This is a genomic window from Streptomyces sp. NPDC023573 (assembly GCF_055559735.1).
Genome location: NZ_JBVHKB010000005.1, coordinates 298871 through 318103 on the forward strand (window position 1 = coordinate 298871; position 19233 = coordinate 318103).

General features: G+C 71.7%; 18 protein-coding genes. 4 read left to right on the forward strand and 14 right to left on the reverse strand.

What is annotated here, in order from left to right; genetic code table 11:
* Positions 1 to 48 precede the first annotated feature (48 nt).
* A complete protein-coding gene (locus ACZ32T_RS18405; protein ID WP_467265910.1) occupies positions 49 to 828 on the reverse strand; it encodes a creatininase family protein in 780 nt (259 codons plus the stop codon).
* A gap of 41 nt (positions 829 to 869) precedes the next feature.
* On the opposite strand from ACZ32T_RS18405, the gene ACZ32T_RS18410 reads away from it, so the two are divergent.
* Complete coding sequence (locus ACZ32T_RS18410) at positions 870 to 1829, forward strand: ROK family protein (RefSeq protein WP_467265911.1); 960 nt, start codon at positions 870 to 872, stop codon at positions 1827 to 1829.
* Between the two features lie 14 nt (positions 1830 to 1843).
* Here the strand turns inward: ACZ32T_RS18410 and ACZ32T_RS18415 are convergent, their stop codons facing one another.
* The 5 genes from ACZ32T_RS18415 to ACZ32T_RS18435 form a co-directional block, all read right to left on the reverse strand.
* On the reverse strand, positions 1844 to 2719 hold the full coding sequence (locus ACZ32T_RS18415; RefSeq protein ID WP_467367791.1) for an ATP-binding cassette domain-containing protein: 876 nt from the start codon (positions 2717 to 2719) through the stop codon (positions 1844 to 1846).
* Positions 2716 to 3534: an ATP-binding cassette domain-containing protein gene (locus tag ACZ32T_RS18420; RefSeq protein ID WP_467265915.1), complete on the reverse strand. Its 819-nt coding sequence runs from the start codon at positions 3532 to 3534 to the stop codon at positions 2716 to 2718. Before ACZ32T_RS18420 ends, ACZ32T_RS18415 begins: the two co-directional genes overlap by 4 nt.
* Positions 3531 to 4445, reverse strand: coding sequence for an ABC transporter permease (locus tag ACZ32T_RS18425; protein WP_467265917.1), 915 nt, complete (start codon positions 4443 to 4445; stop codon positions 3531 to 3533). Before ACZ32T_RS18425 ends, ACZ32T_RS18420 begins: the two co-directional genes overlap by 4 nt.
* The gene (locus tag ACZ32T_RS18430) at positions 4442 to 5362 is read right to left on the reverse strand and encodes an ABC transporter permease (protein WP_467368041.1); all 921 of its coding nucleotides are present in this window, start codon (positions 5360 to 5362) and stop codon (positions 4442 to 4444) included. The genes ACZ32T_RS18425 and ACZ32T_RS18430 overlap by 4 nt, the downstream gene beginning before the upstream one ends.
* 74 nt (positions 5363 to 5436) lie before the next feature.
* On the reverse strand, positions 5437 to 7011 hold the full coding sequence (locus tag ACZ32T_RS18435) for an ABC transporter substrate-binding protein (RefSeq protein WP_467367793.1): 1575 nt from the start codon (positions 7009 to 7011) through the stop codon (positions 5437 to 5439).
* A 54-nt stretch (positions 7012 to 7065) separates the two neighbouring features.
* On the opposite strand from ACZ32T_RS18435, the gene ACZ32T_RS18440 reads away from it, so the two are divergent.
* The gene (locus ACZ32T_RS18440; RefSeq protein WP_467265921.1) at positions 7066 to 7935 is read left to right on the forward strand and encodes an IclR family transcriptional regulator; all 870 of its coding nucleotides are present in this window, start codon (positions 7066 to 7068) and stop codon (positions 7933 to 7935) included.
* 38 nt (positions 7936 to 7973) lie between these two features.
* Positions 7974 to 8978 (forward strand): serine hydrolase domain-containing protein, encoded by a 1005-nt coding sequence (locus ACZ32T_RS18445; RefSeq protein ID WP_467368043.1) that lies wholly within the window; start codon positions 7974 to 7976, stop codon positions 8976 to 8978.
* A 78-nt stretch (positions 8979 to 9056) separates the two neighbouring features.
* On the opposite strand, the gene ACZ32T_RS18450 is transcribed toward ACZ32T_RS18445, so the two are convergent.
* The 6 genes from ACZ32T_RS18450 to ACZ32T_RS18475 form a co-directional block, all read right to left on the reverse strand.
* Positions 9057 to 9272: an EF-hand domain-containing protein gene (locus tag ACZ32T_RS18450; RefSeq protein WP_362931697.1), complete on the reverse strand. Its 216-nt coding sequence runs from the start codon at positions 9270 to 9272 to the stop codon at positions 9057 to 9059.
* A 121-nt stretch (positions 9273 to 9393) separates the two neighbouring features.
* On the reverse strand, positions 9394 to 10188 hold the full coding sequence (locus ACZ32T_RS18455) for a polysaccharide deacetylase family protein (protein ID WP_467367796.1): 795 nt from the start codon (positions 10186 to 10188) through the stop codon (positions 9394 to 9396).
* A 405-nt stretch (positions 10189 to 10593) separates the two neighbouring features.
* A complete protein-coding gene (locus ACZ32T_RS18460; protein WP_467265924.1) occupies positions 10594 to 11109 on the reverse strand; it encodes an ATP-binding protein in 516 nt (171 codons plus the stop codon).
* Between the two features lie 251 nt (positions 11110 to 11360).
* The gene (locus ACZ32T_RS18465; protein ID WP_365932649.1) at positions 11361 to 12128 is read right to left on the reverse strand and encodes an enoyl-CoA hydratase/isomerase family protein; all 768 of its coding nucleotides are present in this window, start codon (positions 12126 to 12128) and stop codon (positions 11361 to 11363) included.
* A gap of 79 nt (positions 12129 to 12207) precedes the next feature.
* A complete protein-coding gene (locus tag ACZ32T_RS18470; RefSeq protein WP_467265928.1) occupies positions 12208 to 13458 on the reverse strand; it encodes a L,D-transpeptidase in 1251 nt (416 codons plus the stop codon).
* A 203-nt stretch (positions 13459 to 13661) separates the two neighbouring features.
* Positions 13662 to 14882 (reverse strand): L,D-transpeptidase, encoded by a 1221-nt coding sequence (locus ACZ32T_RS18475; RefSeq protein WP_467367798.1) that lies wholly within the window; start codon positions 14880 to 14882, stop codon positions 13662 to 13664.
* 153 nt (positions 14883 to 15035) lie between these two features.
* Between ACZ32T_RS18475 and glgX the strand changes: the two genes are divergently transcribed.
* The gene (gene glgX, locus ACZ32T_RS18480) at positions 15036 to 17270 is read left to right on the forward strand and encodes a glycogen debranching protein GlgX (RefSeq protein WP_467367800.1); all 2235 of its coding nucleotides are present in this window, start codon (positions 15036 to 15038) and stop codon (positions 17268 to 17270) included.
* A 15-nt stretch (positions 17271 to 17285) separates the two neighbouring features.
* Here the strand turns inward: glgX and ACZ32T_RS18485 are convergent, their stop codons facing one another.
* Positions 17286 to 17942, reverse strand: coding sequence for a response regulator (locus ACZ32T_RS18485; protein ID WP_467265934.1), 657 nt, complete (start codon positions 17940 to 17942; stop codon positions 17286 to 17288).
* 22 nt (positions 17943 to 17964) lie between these two features.
* The gene (locus ACZ32T_RS18490; protein ID WP_467265936.1) at positions 17965 to 19203 is read right to left on the reverse strand and encodes a sensor histidine kinase; all 1239 of its coding nucleotides are present in this window, start codon (positions 19201 to 19203) and stop codon (positions 17965 to 17967) included.
* Positions 19204 to 19233: the final 30 nt, after the last annotated feature.

The window sequence follows — 19233 nt, forward strand, 5'->3', positions numbered from 1 at the left end:
GCTGTTCCTCGTTCGGTTCGGGTGATGCGGTTGAGGCGTCGGTGCGGTTCACGGGCCCGTGCGGGTGGCGGTGTCGAATGCCAGGAGGGCGCGCGCGAGACCGCGCGCACGGTCGTCCAGGAGCCTGTGGCCGTGCGTGGCGTCGGCGCCCGACGCGTCGTCGGTGGAGCCGCCGACCCGTTCCCATTCGCCGTGCCGCTCGACGGTGAGCCCCGGGTAGGGCGGCCGGTCGAAGAGCGGCGGCGGATCCACGGGGGCCCGCCCCCGCACAGGGGTGCGCACCAGGGCGGGGTGCGCGGCGAGCATGAGGGAGGTCTCGAACCAGCCCGCGTGGCCGGGTGTGACGTCCGGGCGTCCGCCGTCGTCCTCGCCGCTGGTCACGGTCCAGTACGAGCAGGCGGCGGCGGTGACCTCCGCACGCAGGGCGAAGCGTTTGACCGCGAGCTTCATGATCTCGTCGTTGCCGCCGTGCCCGTTGACGACGAGGATGCGGCGGTGGCCGGATGCGGCCAGAGAGTCGAGGATCTCGCCGAGGACGGCGCCGAGGGTGGGCGCGGAAAGGGTCAGCGCCGCGGCGAACAGATGGTGCGGGCTGTGGCCGTAGGGCAGCGTGGGCAGCCGGACGAGGGCGGGTGTCTCTGTCGGGGCCTCCTCGTCGAGAAGGGTGAGGGCCCGGTCGAGCACGGCCTCGACGAGGAGGGTGTCGGTGCCCATCGGCAGGTGCTCGGCATGCTGTTCCTGGGAGCCGATGGGAAGCACCGCGATGGCGTCGGGCGCCGACGCCCTGGTCTCCCGCCAGGTGGTTTCGGTCAGGTTCCGGTAACTCATGCGGCTGTCTCCCCGGAACACCGACGTGGCAGAGTCGGCGTATGGCGCATGAACGTTCTCCCTTGCGGTTGGTGCCGGACCCCGTGGCGGGTCCGGAGGTGCGGGCCGTCCCCGGCGCGCTGGGGGCTGTGGAGCTGCTGCCCGGGCGGGTCCGTGCGGCGCTGCTCGACCGCTCGGGGGCCGTGCTCGACCGGGCCGAGGCGGAGTTCGACGCGGCGTCCACGTCCCCCGCCGGAGTCGACGCGGCGCTCGCGCGGGTCGCGGCGGTGTTCGAGGGGCGCCGTCCGTCCGGGATCGGGGTCGCGGCGGCCGGGGTGATCGATCCGGCGGGCGGCCGGGTGATCGAGGTCAACGAGGCACCGGCGCTGCGCGGCTACCGGGTGGCCGAGCGCCTGGAGGAGCTGACCGGGGCGCCCGTACGGGTCGAGCACCGGGCGCGGGTCCAGGTCCTCGGGGACCGGTGGTTCGGCCCCGGCAGGGGGCGGCGTTCCTTCGCCTCGGTGTCCACGGGCGAGGTGCTGGGGGTGGGCATCCTGTACGGGGGTGAGGTGCTGGCCCCCGAGGGCGGCCGCAGCGGCGCGCACATGACGGTGTCGGCCAGTGGTGAGCTGTGTACGTGCGGGCGTCGCGGCTGCTGGAAGACGGTGGCCACCACGCGCTGGCTGCGGCGGCGGGCCGAGGCGCTCGGCCTCGGAGCGGCTGGTATCTCGCTGGGTGAGCTGGTCGCGTCGCGGGACGAGGCGGCGCGGGCCCTGGTGGCGGAGTACGCGGAGAATCTCGTGCTGGGTCTCGCGACGGTCCAGCAGCTCTTCGCCTGCGGGCTCTTCGTCATGCACGGGGAGGCCCGTGAGGGCGGGGAACCGTTCCGTGCCCTGGTCGAGTCCCTGCTGCGCTCGGACGCCCTGGGCGGCGGAGAGCTTCCCCGGGTGGTGGTGAGCGAGGCGGCGGTGGACGATGTCGCGCTGCTCGGCGGGGCGGGTCTCGTGCTGTCGGGCAGGTAGACGCGCGGCGGCGATCATGCGGGACCTGCGGTGGAGGCGGACGCTCCGGACGTCTTCCCGTCGCCGGGGGTCGATCGCCGGGACCTGCGGGCCTTCGTGGGGTCCGGTATCGGCACGGCGTCGAGGAGCTGCCTGGTGTACGGATGCGCGGGAGCGCTGAATACTTGTTCGGCCGTCCCCACTTCGACCAGCCGGCCCCGGCGCATCACCGCGACCCGGTCGGCCACCTGCCGGACGACGGCGAGGTTGTGGCTCACGAAGACGTAGGTGAGGCCGAGGCGTTGCTGCAGCTCGGCGAGCAGGTCGAGGACCCGGGCCTGGACGGACACGTCGAGGGCGCTGGTGGGTTCGTCGAGGACCACTAGGCGTGGTTCGAGCCCGATCGCGCGCGCTATGGAGATGCGCTGGCGCTGGCCTCCGGAGAACTCGTGGGGGTAGCGGTCGAGGATCGTGTCGTCGAGACCCACGGCTTCGAGGAGTTCGCCGACGCGCTGCCGCGTGTAGGCCCGGCCTCGCCTCCCCCGGGCCCGTGGGTCGTGGGTGACGAGCGGTTCGGCGACGATGTCGACGATCCGCAGCCGTGGGTTCATGCTGGAGTAGGGGTCCTGGAGGACGACCTGCATCTCACGTCGGACCTTGCGCAACGCGGCCGCGTCGAGACCGAAAAGGTCGGTGCCGGCGAAGCGCACGGTGCCCGAGGTCGGTTCCAGCAGGCGCAGGAGCAGCCGGGTCAGCGTGGTCTTGCCACAGCCTGACTCCCCCACCAGGGCGAGGGTTTCTCCCTCGCGGACGGTGAGGCTCACGTCGTCCACCGCGATGCTGCCGGGCCGGCCGCCGAACTCCTTCCGCAGGGCTTCGAGTTCCAGCAGAGGCGGTGCTGTGGCTGTCATCCGGCGGTCTCCAGTCGGGGCGTCGCGTCGAGCAGCTGGCGGGTGTAAGGGTCCTCGGGCCGGGCGAAGACGTCGTGGACGTCGCCGCTCTCGACGGCCTCGCCGCGGTGCATGACCACCACGCGGTCGGCGGTTTCCGCTACGACGCCGAGGTCATGGGTGATGAGGACGACGGCCATGCCGTGCCGCTGCTGGAGCCGTACGAGGAGGTCGAGGATCTGGCGCTGGACGGTGACGTCGAGCGCCGTGGTCGGTTCGTCGGCGATGAGCACGCGGGGACGCGCGACGAGCGCGGCGGCGATCATGACGCGTTGGCGCAGTCCGCCGGAGAGCTCGTGGGGGTACTGGCGGTAGCGGCGCTCGGGGTCCGGGATGCCTACCTCGTCGAGGGCGGACAGCGCGGCGGCCCTGGCCTCCGACCGGCTGTGGGCGCCGTGGTGGCGGAGTACCTCGGCGACCTGGCTACCGACGCGCTGCAGCGGGTCGAGGCTGGTCATCGGGTCCTGGAAGATCATGGACAGTTCCGCGCCCCGGATGCGGCCGAGCTCGCGTTCGCCACGGGTGAGGAGGTCCTTCCCGTCGAGGAGGATGTGGCCGCCGGCGTAGACGCAGGGCGGTTCGGGGTTGAGACGGAGTGCGGACAGCGCGGTCGCGGACTTGCCGCTGCCGGATTCGCCCACGACGGCGAGGGTCTCCCCCGGCGCGACGGCGAAGCTCACTCCGCGTACGGCGTGGACGGTCGTGGTGGCGAGGCGGAAGTCGACGCGCAGGTCGTGGATCTCGAGGACGGGCGCTGCGGAGGTGGTGGAGGTCATCGGCGGTATGCCTTCGGGTCCGCGACGTCGCGCAGGGCGTCGCCGGTGATGTTGACGGCGAGGGAGGTGAGCATGAGGGCGACGCCGGGGAAGACGGCGACCCACCAGGAGGTGCCGAGGTAGAGCTGTCCGTCGGCAAGCATGGAGCCCCAGGTCACGGTCTCCTTGGGGACGCCGAGGCCGAGGTAGCTGAGCGAGGCCTCGGCGACGACGGCGGCGGCGACATGGAGGGTGCCGATGGTGGCCAGCGGCGCCATCACGTTGGGCAGCAGATGACGGCGCATGATCGTGGTGTCGGTGACGCCGATGGCGCGGGCCTCGGTGATGAAGTCCCGGGAGCGCAGGGACAGCACCTCGGAGCGGACGACGCGGGCGTACGACACCCATCCGGTCACACCGAGGACGAGGATGACGTACCAGAGGCCGGAGCCGAGGAATCCGACGACGGCGAGCGCGAGCAGAATCGCGGGGAACGCGAGCTGGACATCGGCGACGCGCATGAGGACGCGGTCGGGCCATCCTCCGAAGTAGCCGGAGGCGAGGCCGACGACGGTGCCGATGACCCCGGCGAGGAGGGCCGCGCCCGCGCCGACGAGCAGCGAGACGCGGGTGCCGTAGATGACGCGGGAGAGCAGGTCGCGGCCGAGCTGGTCGGTGCCGAGGAGGTGGGCGCCGCTGCCGCCGTGCTGCCAGGCGGGCGGCTGGAGCCGGTCCAGCAGGTTCTGCGCGTTGGGGTCGGCGGGCGCGACGAGCGGGGCGAACAGCGCGCAGACCACGACGAGAGCGAGGAAGGCGAGGGCAGCCACGGCGAGCCGGTTGCGCAGCAGCGTGCGCAGGGCCACGGCCCGCTGCGCGGGCGCGGCGGGGGTGCGGTCACCGGCGAGCGCCGGGTTCGGGGAGACGGTCGTCATCGGGAGGTCCTCACCCTCGGGTCGAGGAGGCTGTAGGAGAGGTCGACGAGCAGGTTCACCACGACGAAGGTCGCGGCGAAGAGCAGCACGGTGGCCTGGACGAGGGGGAAGTCGCGGTTGGAGATGGCTTCGATCGTCAGCTGTCCGACTCCCGGCCAGGAGAAGACCTGTTCGGTGAGGATGGCGCCGCCGAGGAGACCGCCGACCTCCAGGCCGACGACGGTGACGACGGGCAGGGAGGCGTTGCGCAGCCCGTGGGTGAGGACGACCTTGACGGGGCCGAATCCCTTGGCGCGTGCGGTGCGGATGTGGTCGGCGCCCAGTACGTCGATGAGGGAGGAGCGCAGGAGCCTGGCGACGACGGCGACCGAGTACACCGCCAGCGTCACGGCGGGCAGGACGAGGTGGGCGAAGGTCCCGTAACCCGAGGCGGGCAGGGCGTGCAGGCCCACCGCGAAGACCAGGATGAGCAGGATGCCGACCCAGAACGGCGGGGTGGACTGGCCGAGCAGGACACCGGTCATGACGGTCCGGTCGGTGGCCCGTCCGCGGCGCATCGCGGCGACCGTCCCGGCGGGCAGAGCGACGACCAGGGTGACGACGAGCGCTCCGGCGGCCAGCAGAAGGGTCGCCGGGATGCGGTCGGCGAGGACCGCGCGCACCGGCTGGTTGTAGAAGAGGGAATCGCCGAAGTCGAGGCGCGGTATTCCCCACAGGTAGTCGAGGTACTGGGTGATCAGGGGGCGGTCGAGCCCGAGGCTGTGGCGCAGGACGCCTTCCTGGTGCGCGGTCGCGTCCGGCGGCAGCAGGACCTTGACGGGGTCTCCGGAGAGCCTCACGAGGAAGAACGCCACGGTGGCGGTGCACAGCAGGACGAGCAGCGCCGTTCCCACGCGGGCCGCGGTCATGCGCAGCATGTGGAGTGGATCGCGGCGTGGTGCGGCCGGCCGTTCGGTGTACTCGCCGGAGGCGGGGAGGGTCACGAGGTCGCTCATCGGGAGACCTCCGCGCTCGCCATGTCGAGGACGCCGGCGAAGCCCGGTGTCCAGTGCGGCCGGTCGTTGCGGGCGTAGATGTTGTCGACCTGGTAGAGGGGGACGAAGGGCGCCTCGGTCTTGATGAGCCGCTGGAGGCCGGAGAAGGCGCGCTGCCGGGTCTCCGGGTCGACCGAGAGCTCCTCGATGTCGACGAGCCGGTCGGCCTCCTCGTGGTGCCAGCGGCTCTGCCGCCGGTCACTGCGCACGTTGGACTGGATCATGCTCTCGCCGTCGAGGGTCCATACGGTGGAGGCGGCCAGATACATCGGGCCCAGCGCGCCGTGGTTGTCGGAGGTGAGGCGCTGCGCGTAGGTGCCGGGGTCGAGGAGGTCGACCGTGGTGCGCACCCCGGCGCGGTCGAGCAGACCGGCGACCGCCTCGGCGACGTTGGCGTCCACGTTGGACGCGGTGAGGGTCGTGCTGATGCCGTCCGGATGCCCGGCCTCGGCGAGCAGGGCACGGGCCTTGGCGACGGAACGGGTGAAGGGCTTGACGGCGACGTCGAATCCGTAGGCGCCGCGCGGGATCATCGCGGGGACCTCGGCCGCCTTCCCGCCGAGGACCGCCTTGATGAGAAGGGGGACGTCGATCGCGTGGTTGAGCGCCTGGCGCACGCGGCGGTCCTGGAGCGGGCCCGCGCTGAGCGTGTCGAGGGAGAGGTACGAGGTGCGGATCCCGGTGTGGCTGTCGAGGCTCACACCGGTGTAGCCGTCGAGCTGCTGGGCCGCGTCGGGGGTCAGTCCGGCGACGAGGTCGACACCGCCGCTCTGGAGGGCGGCGAGCGCGGAGGAGGCGTTCGGGGCGGGGGTGAAGACGAGTTCGTCGATCGTCGGCCTGCGCTCCCAGTGGTGTTCGTAGGCCAGCATCCGCAGTTCGTGGTCGCGCCGCCAGCTCTTGAAAGCGAAGGGTCCCGTGCCGACGGGGCGGGCGGCGAAGCCCTCGTCGCCGACCCGGGCGAGGTAGCGCGGAGGTACCACGACGCCGCCGAAGAGGGACACCTTGTCGGGCAGGATCGGATCGTGGACGGTGGTGTGGAGGTCCACGGTGAGCCGGTCGACCACGGTGACACCGTCGACGTAACGCAGCTCGACGATGGGCGACTTGGTCGCCGGGTCGAGAAGGCGTTCGATGCTGAACTTCACGGCGGCGGCGTCACAGACCTCGCCGTTGTGGAAAGTGACGCCGGGCCTCAGCCGGAAGCGCCAGACGCGGGGCGAGACGGCCTTCCAGGACAGGGCGAGCCGGGGCCTCAGGGTGTTGTCCCGGCCCCGCGCCGTGAGTGTGTCGAACATGTTGATCAGGGCGTTCATCGAGATCATGTCGCCCTGCTTCTGCGGGTCCATGGTCTTGGGGTCACCCGTCTGGGAGACCCGCAGGACGTTGCCGGCGCCGGCCGCGGGGTCGGTGCCGCAGCCGGTGAGCAGTGCCGGCGCGGCGATCGCGGGGAGCAGTGCACTGCCGTACCGCAGGAGTGTGCGGCGGGAGGGGTGGCTGCGGTCCCCGATCCACCCTTCACGTATTCGTTCCATTGAACAAGACATCCGTTCCGGCAGATGGAATGCAGTGGGGGTAAGCTAAGCGACATGGGGAAACCGGTCAATAGCCGTTCGAAGGAACAGCCGCCTGCGGGCCGGGCTGTCGAACACTCCGTCATGGGCCCGGTGGACAAGGCCATGGAGGTCCTGTCCGCGCTGGTCGAGGCCGGTGCGCCGCACCGCTTGGCCGACCTGGCCCGCCGCACGGAGCTCACCAAACCCACCGTGCACCGGCTGCTGCGCGGTCTCGCGGACTCCGGCTTCGTCGAGCCCTCGACAGGGGGGAGCTACCGGGCTGGGCCCCGGCTGCTCGGTCTCGCCGCGGCGGCACTCGACAGCGGGCCGGGGCTGCGCACGATCAGGCCGGTCCTGGCCGATCTGCGCACCCGTACCGGGCTGCTCGCGCACTACGCCGTACGCGACGGTGACTTCGCGGTCTGCCTGGAGGTGTCGGAGCCCGCCCGGGAGTACGCCCTGGAGCTGCGCCCCGGCTCACGCGCACCGCTGCCGCTCTCCGCACCGGGCCTCGCCATACTCGCCGCTCTTCCCACCACGGAGGCCGAACTGGCCCTCACCGCAGGGGAGTCGGCCGGGCATCCGCTGCCGGTGCCCGTCGCGGAGCTGCGCGACGAGATCACCGCGGCGGCGGAGCGCGGCTACGCGCTCGACGACCAGTACGAGCAGGAGGACCGCCGCGCAGTCGCCGCGGCCGTACGGGACGACGAGGGGCGGGTCGTGGGGGCCGTCGCACTCACCGGCCTCGTCTTCACGCTCGACCGTGCGGCCGTCGAGCTGTACGGCCCGATGGTGAGGGCCGCCGCGCGCGCCGTCTCCGCGGCGCCGGGCTCCGACGGGCGGGCCAGGCTCACGGTCGCCCGCGACACGGCACGGTCCGACACCCGCGGCGCGGCCCTGTGAGCGCCGGAGGGAAGCCGGATCACGGCCGGCGTGCCGCCGTGCTGACCGAAGGCCGGGCGCGGCGCCTGTATTCCGGGGCCGCGTGGTCGGTGGGCTTCTCACGGGGCCCCGTGGACCGGGGATGGCTGGGAACCAGGAGCTGGGACGGCGCGGAGTTGGACGGCACGGACCTGTGGGATCTCGCCTCCGTCACCAAACCCGTGGTGGGTCTGGTCGTCATGGCGCTGGCCGAGCGCGGCGCGCTGCCCCTCGGAGGCACGGTGGGAGAACTCCTCCCCCGCTACCGGAACACCGACAAGGCGCGGCTGACCGTGACCGAACTCCTCGCCCACACCTCGGGCCTTCCCGGGCGGGTCCCGATGTACCGCGACCACGCAAACCGGGAGTCACTGCTCACCGCCCTCGGCACCCTGCCCCTGCGGTCCCGGCCGGGCGTACGGGTGGAGTACTCCTCGCAGGGCTTCATGCTGCTCGGCCTGATCGCCGAGCACGCATGCGGACAGGGACTGGACACCTTGGTGGACGAGCTCGTGTGCGCCCCGCTGGGACTGAAGGACACCGGCTTCAACCCGGGCCCGGGTGACCGGGAGCGCGCCGTGGCCACCGAGCGGTGTCCCTGGCGCGGCAGGACGGTCGCAGGAGAGGTGCACGACGAGAACGCGGCGGTCCTCGGCGGGGTCGCCGGCCACGCGGGGCTCTTCGCGACCCTCGCCGACACGGAGCGGCTGGCCGTCTGCCTGGCGGGCGGCGCTGGTGAACTCCTGCGCCCGGAGACGTTCTCCCTGATGACCGCCCCGTACACCGATGGGCTGAACCTGCGCCGCGCTCTCGCCTGGCAGGGCCAGGACCCGGCCGGCTCCCCCGTAGGCCCGTCCTTCGGCCCGTCCTCGTACGGCCACACCGGGTTCACAGGGACGAGCTTGTGGGTCGAGCCCGGCACAGGCCGTTACGCGGTGCTGCTCACCAACCGGGTCCATCCCACGCGGGAGGGCGACGGGATCGCCGAGCTCCGGCGGGAGTTCCACTCCGTGGCGGTGGACTGAGCCCGCAAGGTACGGGGTGCCGGCAGGTCAGAGGCCCTTCGTCGACGCGAAGGGCCGGACCGTCACCTGCCGGGCGGGTCAGGCCTTGTTCTGCGAGGCCCAGAACTCGTCGAACGTGAGCTCGCCGTCGCCGTTGCCGTCGTGGGCGTTGATCACGGCCTGGGCGACCGTCTCGGTGACATAGGGGTCGCCGAGCTGCGCCATGGCGCTCTTGTACTCGGCGGCCGTTATGCGGCCGTCGCTGTTCTGGTCGAAGCGCTCGAATGCCACTCGTGCCGACTCGATGTCCGCCACTGTTCCGCCCCTTCGTTAAGCGTCGTTGACGGAGGTCAGATTATCCGGCGTCCCGGACGGCGGATCCGGCGGGCGACCTCGCCCGCCCCCGGCCCGTGGGCTCCTCGGCGGACGGGAGGATTCAGCTCAGCAGCTCCGTGGCGGTCACCGCACGCAGCCGGCGGCGGTCGATCTCGGTGAGGAGGAGGGGCAGCGCGGCGATGGTGTCCCGGTAGCCGAAGTGCAGGCTCACCACGGAGCCGTTGCGGAGTTCGCCGGCGACCTTGCGCGTGACGGCCGCGACCCCTGGCGAGGTGAAGTCGAGGGACTCCACGTCGTAGGAGAGGACGTGCGGGTAACCGGCCCGGCGCGCGAGGTCCTGGACGAGCGGGGTGGCGTACCGGGCGCGCGACGGCCTGAACCAGGTGCCGATCGAGCCGGTGAGCCGGCGCAGGCGCCGTGCGCAGCCGGTGATCTCCTCGTACGCCCGCGTCTCGTCCATCGCGTTGATGTCGAGATGGCTCTGGGTGTGGTTGCCGAGGTCATGGCCCCCGTCGAGGATCCGGCGGGCCATGCCGGGGTGCCGGTCGAGCCAGCTGCCGACGGCCAGGACGGTGAGCCGGGCGCCGGCCCGTTCCGCTGCGGCGAGGACGGCCTGGGCCAGCGCGGGGTCTCCCTGGCCGTGGAAGGTGAGGGCGACCCGGGCGCGGCCGCGGGGGCCGTGCTCGATCTGCACCGGCTGCCCGGGGAAGCGCCGCGGGGTGGCGGTCGGGCGGGCCGCGCTCCGGGGGCTCTCGCCGTTCCGCGCGGCCGCCGGGACCGGGGGCCGCACTGCGGCGTCCTGTGCGCAGCCCGTCGCGGAGGTGCCCGCCAGGAGCGCTCCGGCCGCCGTGCGCAGCGCGCCGCGCCGGGGCACCGGTGTCCTGAGACCGCTCATGGGCGTCCACCTCGCGGGTCGGTTCGGGTGCGATTTCGCCGGGACCCGAGACACAGTAAGGCGGAACTCGAGGAGATTCCGGGGCGGCCAGGTGTGGTCGCCTCCAGGAGGTGATCAATGAATCACCGAGAGAAGCGGATCGATACGGTGAGAATGCCAGGCGAGTGACCCATCACACCTGCGATTCACAAACCAAATAGATACCTTCATTGCGGAATGCCCGCTTTGAGGCTTTGGCTCCGAGGTCGCCCATCTGCCATAGTCGGGGACGCGACCTCCTCCGACCCGAGCCAGGTCCCCTGTGCGGCCGTGGACACACCCCCCATTCCACGGTCCCCCCAGAAGCCCCCGACACGCCACCACCCAGGCGGACCGGGGGCTTCTGCGTGTCCAGCGGCCGACGCGTCAGCGATCGACGGTGCGCATCTCGAACCAGGTAGTCTTCCCGCGCGGTAAGAGATCCACACCCCACCGGTCGGAAAGCTTGTCGACCAGGAAGAGTCCCCGCCCGCTGACATCCATCTCACGGACGGGCATCAGACACGGCAGCCCGCGCGAGGGGTCGCGCACCTCGATCCGCACCCAGCCGCGGCGGCGCAGCATCCGCAGGCCGAAAACCCGCGCCCCGGTATGCCGTACCGCGTTGCCCACGAGCTCGGAGACCAGTAGCACACCGTGTTCGGCGGCCTGCGGAGGAAGCTGCCACTGACGCAGCATCACGCACGAAGTGATGCGCCGGGCGGTGGCGGCGGACTCCGGACGGGAGGGCAGACGGACTTCACCCTCCGTCGGATTTCCGAACAACTCCAGTGCTTTGAACGCCTGTTCGTCTTCGACGGCAGTCGTCCATCGCGCCGCTGTCGCACCGCCGCGCTGTCGCGACTGCTCCACACCCTCCAGGCCCGCCATGCCACCCATCATGGACGCACAGAACGCTCTCCGTGACCGTTCCGGCAGAATCCCTCTACCGGAACCAGTCACTCCGCGCCGGTTCTCCGGCATATGCCAGCGGCAGAACGGCCCCCTGTCCAGCCATGCCCACCTGGGGCGGGAGCGGAAGGCCGGGTAATTGCACAAGCCGAGTGGGCGTCCCGCCTTAAGGTTCTCTTAAGGTCCAGCTAATCCGCCCGCACGGATGAACGTGCGCGCCCCTGTACGCAACTCACGCTGGGTCAGAGGAACTCGGCCTTGCCCGGGCCCTCCTCCACGAAGCTGCGCATGCCGCGCTCGCGGTCCTCGGTGGCGAACAGCCCTGCGAACCAGGTCCGCTCGATCGTGAGCCCGGTGTCGATGTCCGTCTCCAGCCCGGCGTCCACGGACTCCTTGGCGGCCCGCAGCGCCAGCGCGGGCCCCTTGGCGAGCCGTGCCGCCCAGGCGCGCGCCTGCTCGTACACCTCGGCCGCGGGCACCACGCGGTCCACGAGGCCGATCGCCAAGGCCTCCTCGGCCTTCACCTGACGGCCCGTGAAGATCAGGTCCTTGGCCTTGGACGGCCCCACCAGCCGGGCCAGGCGCTGGGTGCCGCCGGCGCCGGGGATCAGCCCCAGCAGGATCTCCGGCTGGCCGAGCTTCGCGTTCTCCGCGGCGATCCTGAAGTCGGCGCAGAGCGCGAGCTCGCAGCCCCCGCCCAGGGCGTAGCCGGTGACGGCGGCGACCACGGGCTTGGGGATGCGCGCCACGGCGGTGAAGGACTCCTGGAGGGCCCGGGAGCGTACGACCATCGCCGCATGGTCCATCGCCTGCATCTCCTTGATGTCCGCGCCCGCCGCGAACACCTTCTCGCCGCCGTAGAGGATCACCGCCCGCACGTCGTCACGCCGGCCCGCCTCCTCGGCGAGCTCGCGCAGCCGGTCCTGGACGGCGACGTCCAGAGCGTTCATCGGCGGCCGGTCCAGGCGGATCGTGCCGACGTTGTCCTGTACTTCGAGGGTTACGGTCATGGGAGGCAGGTTAACCGCCGCTAACGCGGAGGGGCCCGGTGCCGTTGGTCACAGCACCGGGCCCGCGCACGGAACGGATCTACTTGATCCACTCCGACCAGTCCATGTTCCAGCCGTTGAGGCCGTTGTCCGGCTGGATCACCTTGTCGTGGGAGTTCTTCACGATGACGACGTCCCCGATCAGGGAGTTGTCGAAGAGCCACGCGGCGGGCGTCTTGCTGTCCCAGGCGCCGCGCACGTCACGCAGACCGACACAGCCGTGACTGGTGTTGGTCGAGCCGAAGATGCTGGACGCGCCCCAGTAGTTGCCGTGGATGAAGGTGCCCGACGTCGACAGGCGCATCGCGTGCGGCACGTCCTTGATGTCGTACTCGCCGCCGAAGCCGACGGTGTCGCCGTTCATCCGGGTCACCTTGAGCTTCTCGCTGATGACCATCTGACCGTTGTACGTGGTCGTGGCAGGGGCACCCGCCGAGATCGGGATGTCCTTGATCTGCTTGCCGTCACGGACCACCTTCATGCGGTGGGAGCTCGCGTCGACCGTGGAGACCTGGCTGCGGCCGATGGTGAACTTCACGGTCTTGGCCTGCTTGCCGTAGACCCCCGGCCGCCCCTCGACACCGTCGAGGTCGAGTCGCACGGTCACCTTCGTGCCCGCCGCCCAGTACTTCTCGGGGCGGAAGTCGAGGCGGTCGTTGCCGAACCAGTGGGGCTCGACCCGCACGGCGGGCTCCGCCTTCACGCTGATCGCCTTCTCCACGGCCGCCGGGTCCGTGATCCCCCGGGTGAAGTGGATCGACACCGGCATGCCCACGCCGACGGTCGAACCGTCCTCGGGCGTGTACTGGCCGATGAAGGTGTTCTGCGGGACCAGCGTCGTGAAGCTGGTGTCCTTCGCCGACTGACGGCCCTTGTCGTCCTTGGCGACCGCGTGCACGGTGTACTTGGTGGCGGCGGCCAGGTGGCGGTCAGGCACCCAGCTGAGACCGTCCGCGGCGATCTTGCCCTCGACCGCCTTGCCCTTCGGGTCCGCGACCTTCACCGTGCTCAGCTTGCCCTCGGCCGCCGAGACCTTCAGCGCCCCGCTGGTCGCCACGTCGTCGGCGCCGTCCTTGGGCGCGATCGTCACCACCGCCTGCGAGGCGCTGGTGTCGTCGACCTTCCCGCCCGCCTTACCGCCGTCCTTGTCCGCGGCGTTCCCGTCGCCGCCGCACGCGGTCACCAGCAACAGCAGCGCACCCAGTCCCAGCGCGAGGACGCCCCGGGTCCCGCGCCCGCGCCGCCCCCCGCCCGCGTCGGTCCATGCCCCCGATATCGGCTGCCCGTTCAATGTGGTCGTCTCCCCTCGCACGGCCTGGCCCCGCCATGGCCCGCACCCCCACGCGCTGTACATGCACGCTCGGCGCTAGATAATCACACCGCGCGTAAGGAGGAGTTCCCCGGAATGTCACTGTTCGGTCCCAAGTCGCGCCGCACTGCCCGAGGGTGGTCCCGGAGGGCTCGCCTCCGGGACCTTCCCTGGTCGGGCGGGGGTCAGCGCAGGGCGGAGCCCGCCTTCCACCGGGGCCAGTCGATGTTCCAGCCGCCGAGGCCGTTGTCCGCGGCGACGGTCTTGTCGGGGGAGTTGACCACCTCGACCACATCGCCCACGAGAGTGCGCTCGAAGAACCAGCCGGCCGGGGTGTCCGAGCTGCCGCCCTTCACGTCGCGCAGTCCGATGCAGCCGTGGCTGGTGTTCTCGGAGCCGAAGATGTCCGGGGACTCCCAGTAGTTGCCGTGCAGGAAGGTCCCCGACTTCGTCAGCCGGATGGCGTGGGGCACGTCCTTGATGTCGTACTCACCGCCGAAGCCCACGGTGCTGCCGTCCATGCGGGTCACGTCGTGCAGCTCGGAGACCACCATCTTCCCGTTGTACGTGGTCGTCTTCGCGGCGCCCGCGGTAATCGGCACCGTGCTGACGACCTCGCCGTCGCGGCGTACCTCCATGGTGTGCGCACGGGCGTCCACCACGGACGTCTGGGAGCGGCCCACCCGGAAGGCCACCTTCTTCTTCTGGCTGCCGTACACCCCCGGCGCGCCCTCCACATCGCGCAGGCCCACATCGACGGTGACCTCGGTGCCCGGCTCCCAGTAGCGGGCCGGGCGGAAGTCGAGCCGGTCCTCGCCGAACCAGTGACCGACCACCTCGACGCGGGGTTCAGTGGTGATCCTGATGGCCTTCTCCACCGCGGCCCGGTTCTTGACGGGCCGGTTGAAGTCGAAGGAGACGATCATCCCGGTGCCCACGGTGGACCGGTTCTCCGGCTTGAAATAGCCGATGAACCGGTCCTTGGGGACCAGAGTGGTGAACGTGGTGCTGCGGGCCGAGCGATGGCCGTCCTCGTCGACGGCGACGGCCTCCACGCTGTACTTCCCGGCCAGCCCGAGCCGGTATCCGTCGTCCCGGGGGGCCCACGAACGGCCGTCCTCCGAGATCCGGCCCGGCACCTCCTGGTGTTCCGCGTCCTCCATCCGGGTCACCTTCACCCGCTCGATCCGTCCGTCGGGGACGGTCACTCCGAGCCGGCTGTCGGCGCCGACGTTCTCGGCGCCGTCCTTCGGGACGATCCGGATGGCGTCGCCGGGTGACCGGCCGTCCCCGAAGAGCGACGTCGCCTCGGTGCAGCCCGTCAGTACGGCCCACACGGTGAACAGTCCTGCCCATGTCAGCACGGCGGCCGAACCCGCCCGTGCTCTCTTCGCTACGTGGTTCACGCTCCCCCAACGACGTGGCCGCCCGGGGGAAACGTGAGTGCGGGCCCGCCGATGGGCAGAACAGAGGGGAGGACACCGCTCGGAAGACCGCGGCCGGGACGCCGCGCACTCCTACGGCGGGTGGCCGCTCCTACGAGCCGCAGGAGGCTAGAGGTGTCGAGCACAGCCGAGCAGGAGGAAACACCGCGTACGACGGGGAGGGTGGTGGACACCCGGTCGGCCGTGAAGGACGAAGGAGACGAACCACCCGTATGGCCGGGTGCCCCGATGCCGCTGGGAGCACGCTTCCGGGTCGGTCCGGACGGTGTGGCGGGCACCAACTTCGCCCTCTGGGCGGGTGGGGCCGAAGCCGTCGAGCTCTGCCTCTTCGACGAGCGGGGCGCCGAGACCCGTCTCCCGCTGACCGAGCTGACGCATGAGATCTGGCACGGCTTCGTTCCCGGCGTCGGCGCGGGCCGGCGCTACGGCTACCGGGTGCACGGCCGCTGGGACCCCTGGACCGGCGCCCGCTGGAACGCGGCGAAGCTGCTCCTCGATCCGTACGCCCGTGCGGTGGACGGCTCGTTCACCCTGCCGCCCGAGGTGTACGGCCATGTGAGGGACTGGCCCGAGCAGCACGTCGCCGACACCGTGCGGGACGACCGGGACTCCGCGCCGTACGTCCCCAAGGCCGTCGTCGTGCATGACGACGACGACTGGGCGGAGGACCGCAGGCCCAAGACCCCGTGGGCGGACACGGTCATCTACGAACTGCACGTACGCGGCTTCACCCGGCTCCACCCGGACATCCCGCCCGAGCTGCGCGGCACCTACGCCGGGCTCGCCCACCCCGCCGCGATCGGCCACCTCCGCCGCCTCGGTGTGACCGCCGTCGAACTCCTCCCGGTCCACCAGTTCGCCCACGAGGACCACCTGCTGCGGCGCGGACTGCACAACTACTGGGGCTACAACTCGATCGGCTACTTCGCCCCGCACGCGGACTACGCGGCGAGTGGCACGACGGGACAGCAGGTCGGCGAGTTCAAGCAGATGGTGCGCGCCCTGCACGACGCCGGGATCGAGGTGATCCTCGACGTCGTCTACAACCACACGGCGGAGGCGGGCGAGCTCGGCCCGATGCTGTCCCTGCGCGGCATCGACAACCGCGGCTACTACCGCCTCCAGCAGGACGCCCGCCGTTACGCGGACTACACCGGCTGCGGGAACACCCTGCACGTGGTGCAGCCGCAGGTCCTCCGGCTGATCACGGACTCGCTCCGCTACTGGGTGACGGAGATGGGTGTCGACGGCTTCCGCTTCGACCTGGCGGCGGCGCTCGCCCGCTCGATGCACGACGTCGACATGCTCTCCCCGTTCCTCGCGGTGATCGCCCAGGACCCGGTGCTGCGCCGGGTGAAGCTGATCGCCGAACCCTGGGACGTCGGCAACGGCGGCTACCAGGTGGGCGCGTTCCCTCCGCTGTGGACGGAGTGGAACGACCGCTACCGCGACGCCGTACGCGACTTCTGGCGCGGCGCCCTGCCCGACGTACGCGACATCGGCTACCGGCTCACCGGGTCGAGCGACCTGTACGCCTGGGGCGGCAGGCGGCCGTACGCCTCGGTCAACTTCGTCACCGCGCACGACGGTTTCACCCTGCGCGACCTGGTCAGCTACGAGAACAAGCACAACGAGGCCAACGGCGAGGGCAACCGCGACGGCACGAACGACAACCGCTCCTGGAACTGCGGCGCCGAGGGCGAGAGCGGCGGTCCGGAGGTCGACGCCCTGCGCCTGAGGCAGCTGCGCAACCTCCTGACGACGCTGCTCCTGTCGACCGGGGTGCCGATGCTGGTGGCGGGCGACGAGATGGGACGGACCCAGGGCGGGAACAACAACGCCTACTGCCAGGACAACGAGGTCAGCTGGCTGGACTGGTCGCTCCTGGAGGAGCCCCGCTGGCGGGAGCTGACCGAGCTGACCGCCCGGGTCCTGGCCCTGCGCCACCGCCATCCGGTGCTGCGCCGCCGTGCCTTCTTCGCGGGCACGCCGCAGGCCCCGGACGGCCTGCGGGACCTGGCGTGGTTCACCGCGCAGGGCGCGGAGATGACGGAGGGCGACTGGTACGCACCGGCCGCGACGCTCGGGCTCTACCTCTCCGGGCGCGACATCCCGGGCCGGGACGCCCGGGGCGAGCAGATCACCGACGACAGCTTCCTGGCGGTCCTGCACGCGGACCACCGGCCCTACGCGTTCCGGCTGCCCGGCCCGCCCTGGGCCCAGGCCTACGAACTGGTGCTGGACACCTCGCGCGAGGAGCAGGCCACGGGCCCCGGCACGCTCCACCGGGGCGGCACGGAGCTCATGGTGGCGGGAAGGTCGGTACTGCTGCTGCGGGTGGCGGAGTGAGGGGCCGGGCAGGTCTCAGCCGAGGATGCCGCGCTCGTAGGCCACGGCGACGGCCGCCGCGCGGTCCTTCGCGCCCAGCTTGGCGAAGACATGGGTGAGGTGGGTCTTCACGGTCGCCTCGCTGATGAACAGCTCGGCGGCGATCTCCCGGTTCGAGGTGCCCTTGGCGACGAGCCGCAGCACCTCGCGCTCACGCGTGGAGAGCGACTCCTGACCGGGTGCGCCCGGGGCGCGCACCCGTGAGACGAGCCGGGAGGCGACGGCCGGCGACAGCACGGTGCGGCCGTCGGCGGCGGCGCGTACGGCGGTGAACAGCTCGTCGCGGGGCGCGTCCTTGAGGAGGTAGCCGGTCGCGCCCGCCTCGATGGCGGGCAGGGTGTCGGAGTCGGTGTCGTACGTGGTGAGGACGAGCACCTTGGAGCGGGCGCCGAGCCGGGCGAGCTCGGCGATGGCGGCCACACCCCCGCCGCCCGGCATCCGCAGGTCCATCAGGACGACGTCGGGGTCCAGGCGGGTGGCCAGCTCGACGGCGGCCACTCCGTCGGCGGCCTCGCCGAGCACCTCGAAGCCGGGGGCCGGGGCGAACATGCCGCGCAGGCCGTCCCGTACGACGGGGTGGTCGTCGACGAGGAGAAGTGTGATGACGCGCTCGGTTCTCGGGGCATCGGTCATATCGGCCCCAGGTTACGCGGCGTCAGGTGCGCCGGACCAGCGGCACCCGGGCGGAGACGGCCGTGCCCCGGCCGGGTTCCGTCTCGATCTCCACCGTGCCCGCGATCCGTTCGGCGCGGGCCCGCATCCCGCCGAGGCCGAAACCGCCCGTGCCGCTGTGCGGGGGCAGGGCGAGCGGGTCGAAGCCGCAGCCGTCGTCGCGTATGTCCAGGGTGATCTCGTCACCCATGTACGAGAGGGTGACTCCGGCCCGGGTCGCCCCGGCGTGCCGGGCGGCGTTGGCCAGGGCCTCCTCGGCGATGCGGAGCAGGGTGGCGCCGACCTCGTCGTGGAGCGGTTCGACCGTGCCGGTGACCGTGAACCCGGCGCGCACCGCGGTGCGTTCCGCCCATCCGGCCACCGTCTTCTTCAGCGCACCGGGCAGGTCGTCCTCCTCCAGCGCGGCGGGTACCAGGTTGTGCACGGAGCGGCGCGCCTCGCCGAGACTGTGCCGGGCGAGGGCCGCCGCACGGTCGAGGTGTTCCCGGGCCACCGCGGGGTCGGGGGCGGAGGCGCCGGCCTGGAGCTGGGCGATGATCCCCGTCAGGCCCTGCGCGAGGGTGTCGTGGATCTCGGCGGCGAGCCGGCGCCGCTCATCGGCGACCCCTGCCTCCCGCGCCTGGAGCAGGAGTTGGGCGTGCAGGGTCGCGTTCTCGGCGAGGGCCTGTTCCAGCCGGGTGTTGGCGAGCTCCAGTTCGGTGATGGTCTGCTTCTGCCGCCGGGCCTTCTCCTCCTCCCGGTCCCCGAGGTTGCCGAAGAAGATGGCGAGGACGGAGTGGAGGGCGAAGAGCGCTCCGAAGGCGATCCAGTTGGTGAGGGAGGCCGGCGGTAGTCCGCTGCCGGACTGCGCTCCTGCCATGGTGACGGCGGTGCACATGAGCCCGGGCCGGACGAAGCGCCGCGGGACCAGCGTGGCGACGTCGAAGTAGCCGACGATGGCGTAGATGGAGAAGAAGGGGTTGCACCAGCAGAGGGCGAAGCCGAGCACGGTCCGCAGCACGTAGTAGACCTGGCCGGCCCGTTCGTGCGCGGGCAGTTGCCGGGTCCGGCCCCACCACATCTGAAGGACGAGGGCCGCGGAGGCCAGGACCGCCGCGGCGTACAGGTCCGTCGCGGTCATGCCGACGACCCCGGCGGACAGTGCGGCCATCAGGACGGCGACTCCCAGGAGGGCGTACGGACCGTACCGGTGGAACCGTTCCGCCAGCGTCCCGATGTTCATGCGTGCCTCCGTCGCCTCGTCCGGGGCCAC

Bases quoted from the DNA above. Each gene is read 5' to 3' on its own strand.
- ACZ32T_RS18405 (WP_467265910.1), bottom strand. From the start codon at position 828: ATGAGTTACCGGAACCTGACCGAAACCACCTGGCGGGAGACCAGGGCG.
- ACZ32T_RS18420 (WP_467265915.1), bottom strand. From the start codon at position 3,534: ATGACCTCCACCACCTCCGCAGCGCCCGTCCTCGAGATCCACGACCTG.
- ACZ32T_RS18485 (WP_467265934.1), bottom strand. From the start codon at position 17,942: ATGACCGATGCCCCGAGAACCGAGCGCGTCATCACACTTCTCCTCGTC.
- ACZ32T_RS18410 (WP_467265911.1), top strand. From the start codon at position 870: ATGGCGCATGAACGTTCTCCCTTGCGGTTGGTGCCGGACCCCGTGGCG.
- ACZ32T_RS18465 (WP_365932649.1), bottom strand. From the start codon at position 12,128: ATGACCGTAACCCTCGAAGTACAGGACAACGTCGGCACGATCCGCCTG.
- ACZ32T_RS18435 (WP_467367793.1), bottom strand. From the start codon at position 7,011: ATGGAACGAATACGTGAAGGGTGGATCGGGGACCGCAGCCACCCCTCC.
- ACZ32T_RS18415 (WP_467367791.1), bottom strand. From the start codon at position 2,719: ATGACAGCCACAGCACCGCCTCTGCTGGAACTCGAAGCCCTGCGGAAG.
- ACZ32T_RS18425 (WP_467265917.1), bottom strand. From the start codon at position 4,445: ATGACGACCGTCTCCCCGAACCCGGCGCTCGCCGGTGACCGCACCCCC.
- ACZ32T_RS18440 (WP_467265921.1), top strand. From the start codon at position 7,066: ATGGGGAAACCGGTCAATAGCCGTTCGAAGGAACAGCCGCCTGCGGGC.
- ACZ32T_RS18490 (WP_467265936.1), bottom strand. From the start codon at position 19,203: ATGAACATCGGGACGCTGGCGGAACGGTTCCACCGGTACGGTCCGTAC.
- ACZ32T_RS18455 (WP_467367796.1), bottom strand. From the start codon at position 10,188: ATGAGCGGTCTCAGGACACCGGTGCCCCGGCGCGGCGCGCTGCGCACG.
- ACZ32T_RS18460 (WP_467265924.1), bottom strand. From the start codon at position 11,109: ATGATGGGTGGCATGGCGGGCCTGGAGGGTGTGGAGCAGTCGCGACAG.
- ACZ32T_RS18430 (WP_467368041.1), bottom strand. From the start codon at position 5,362: ATGCTGCGCATGACCGCGGCCCGCGTGGGAACGGCGCTGCTCGTCCTG.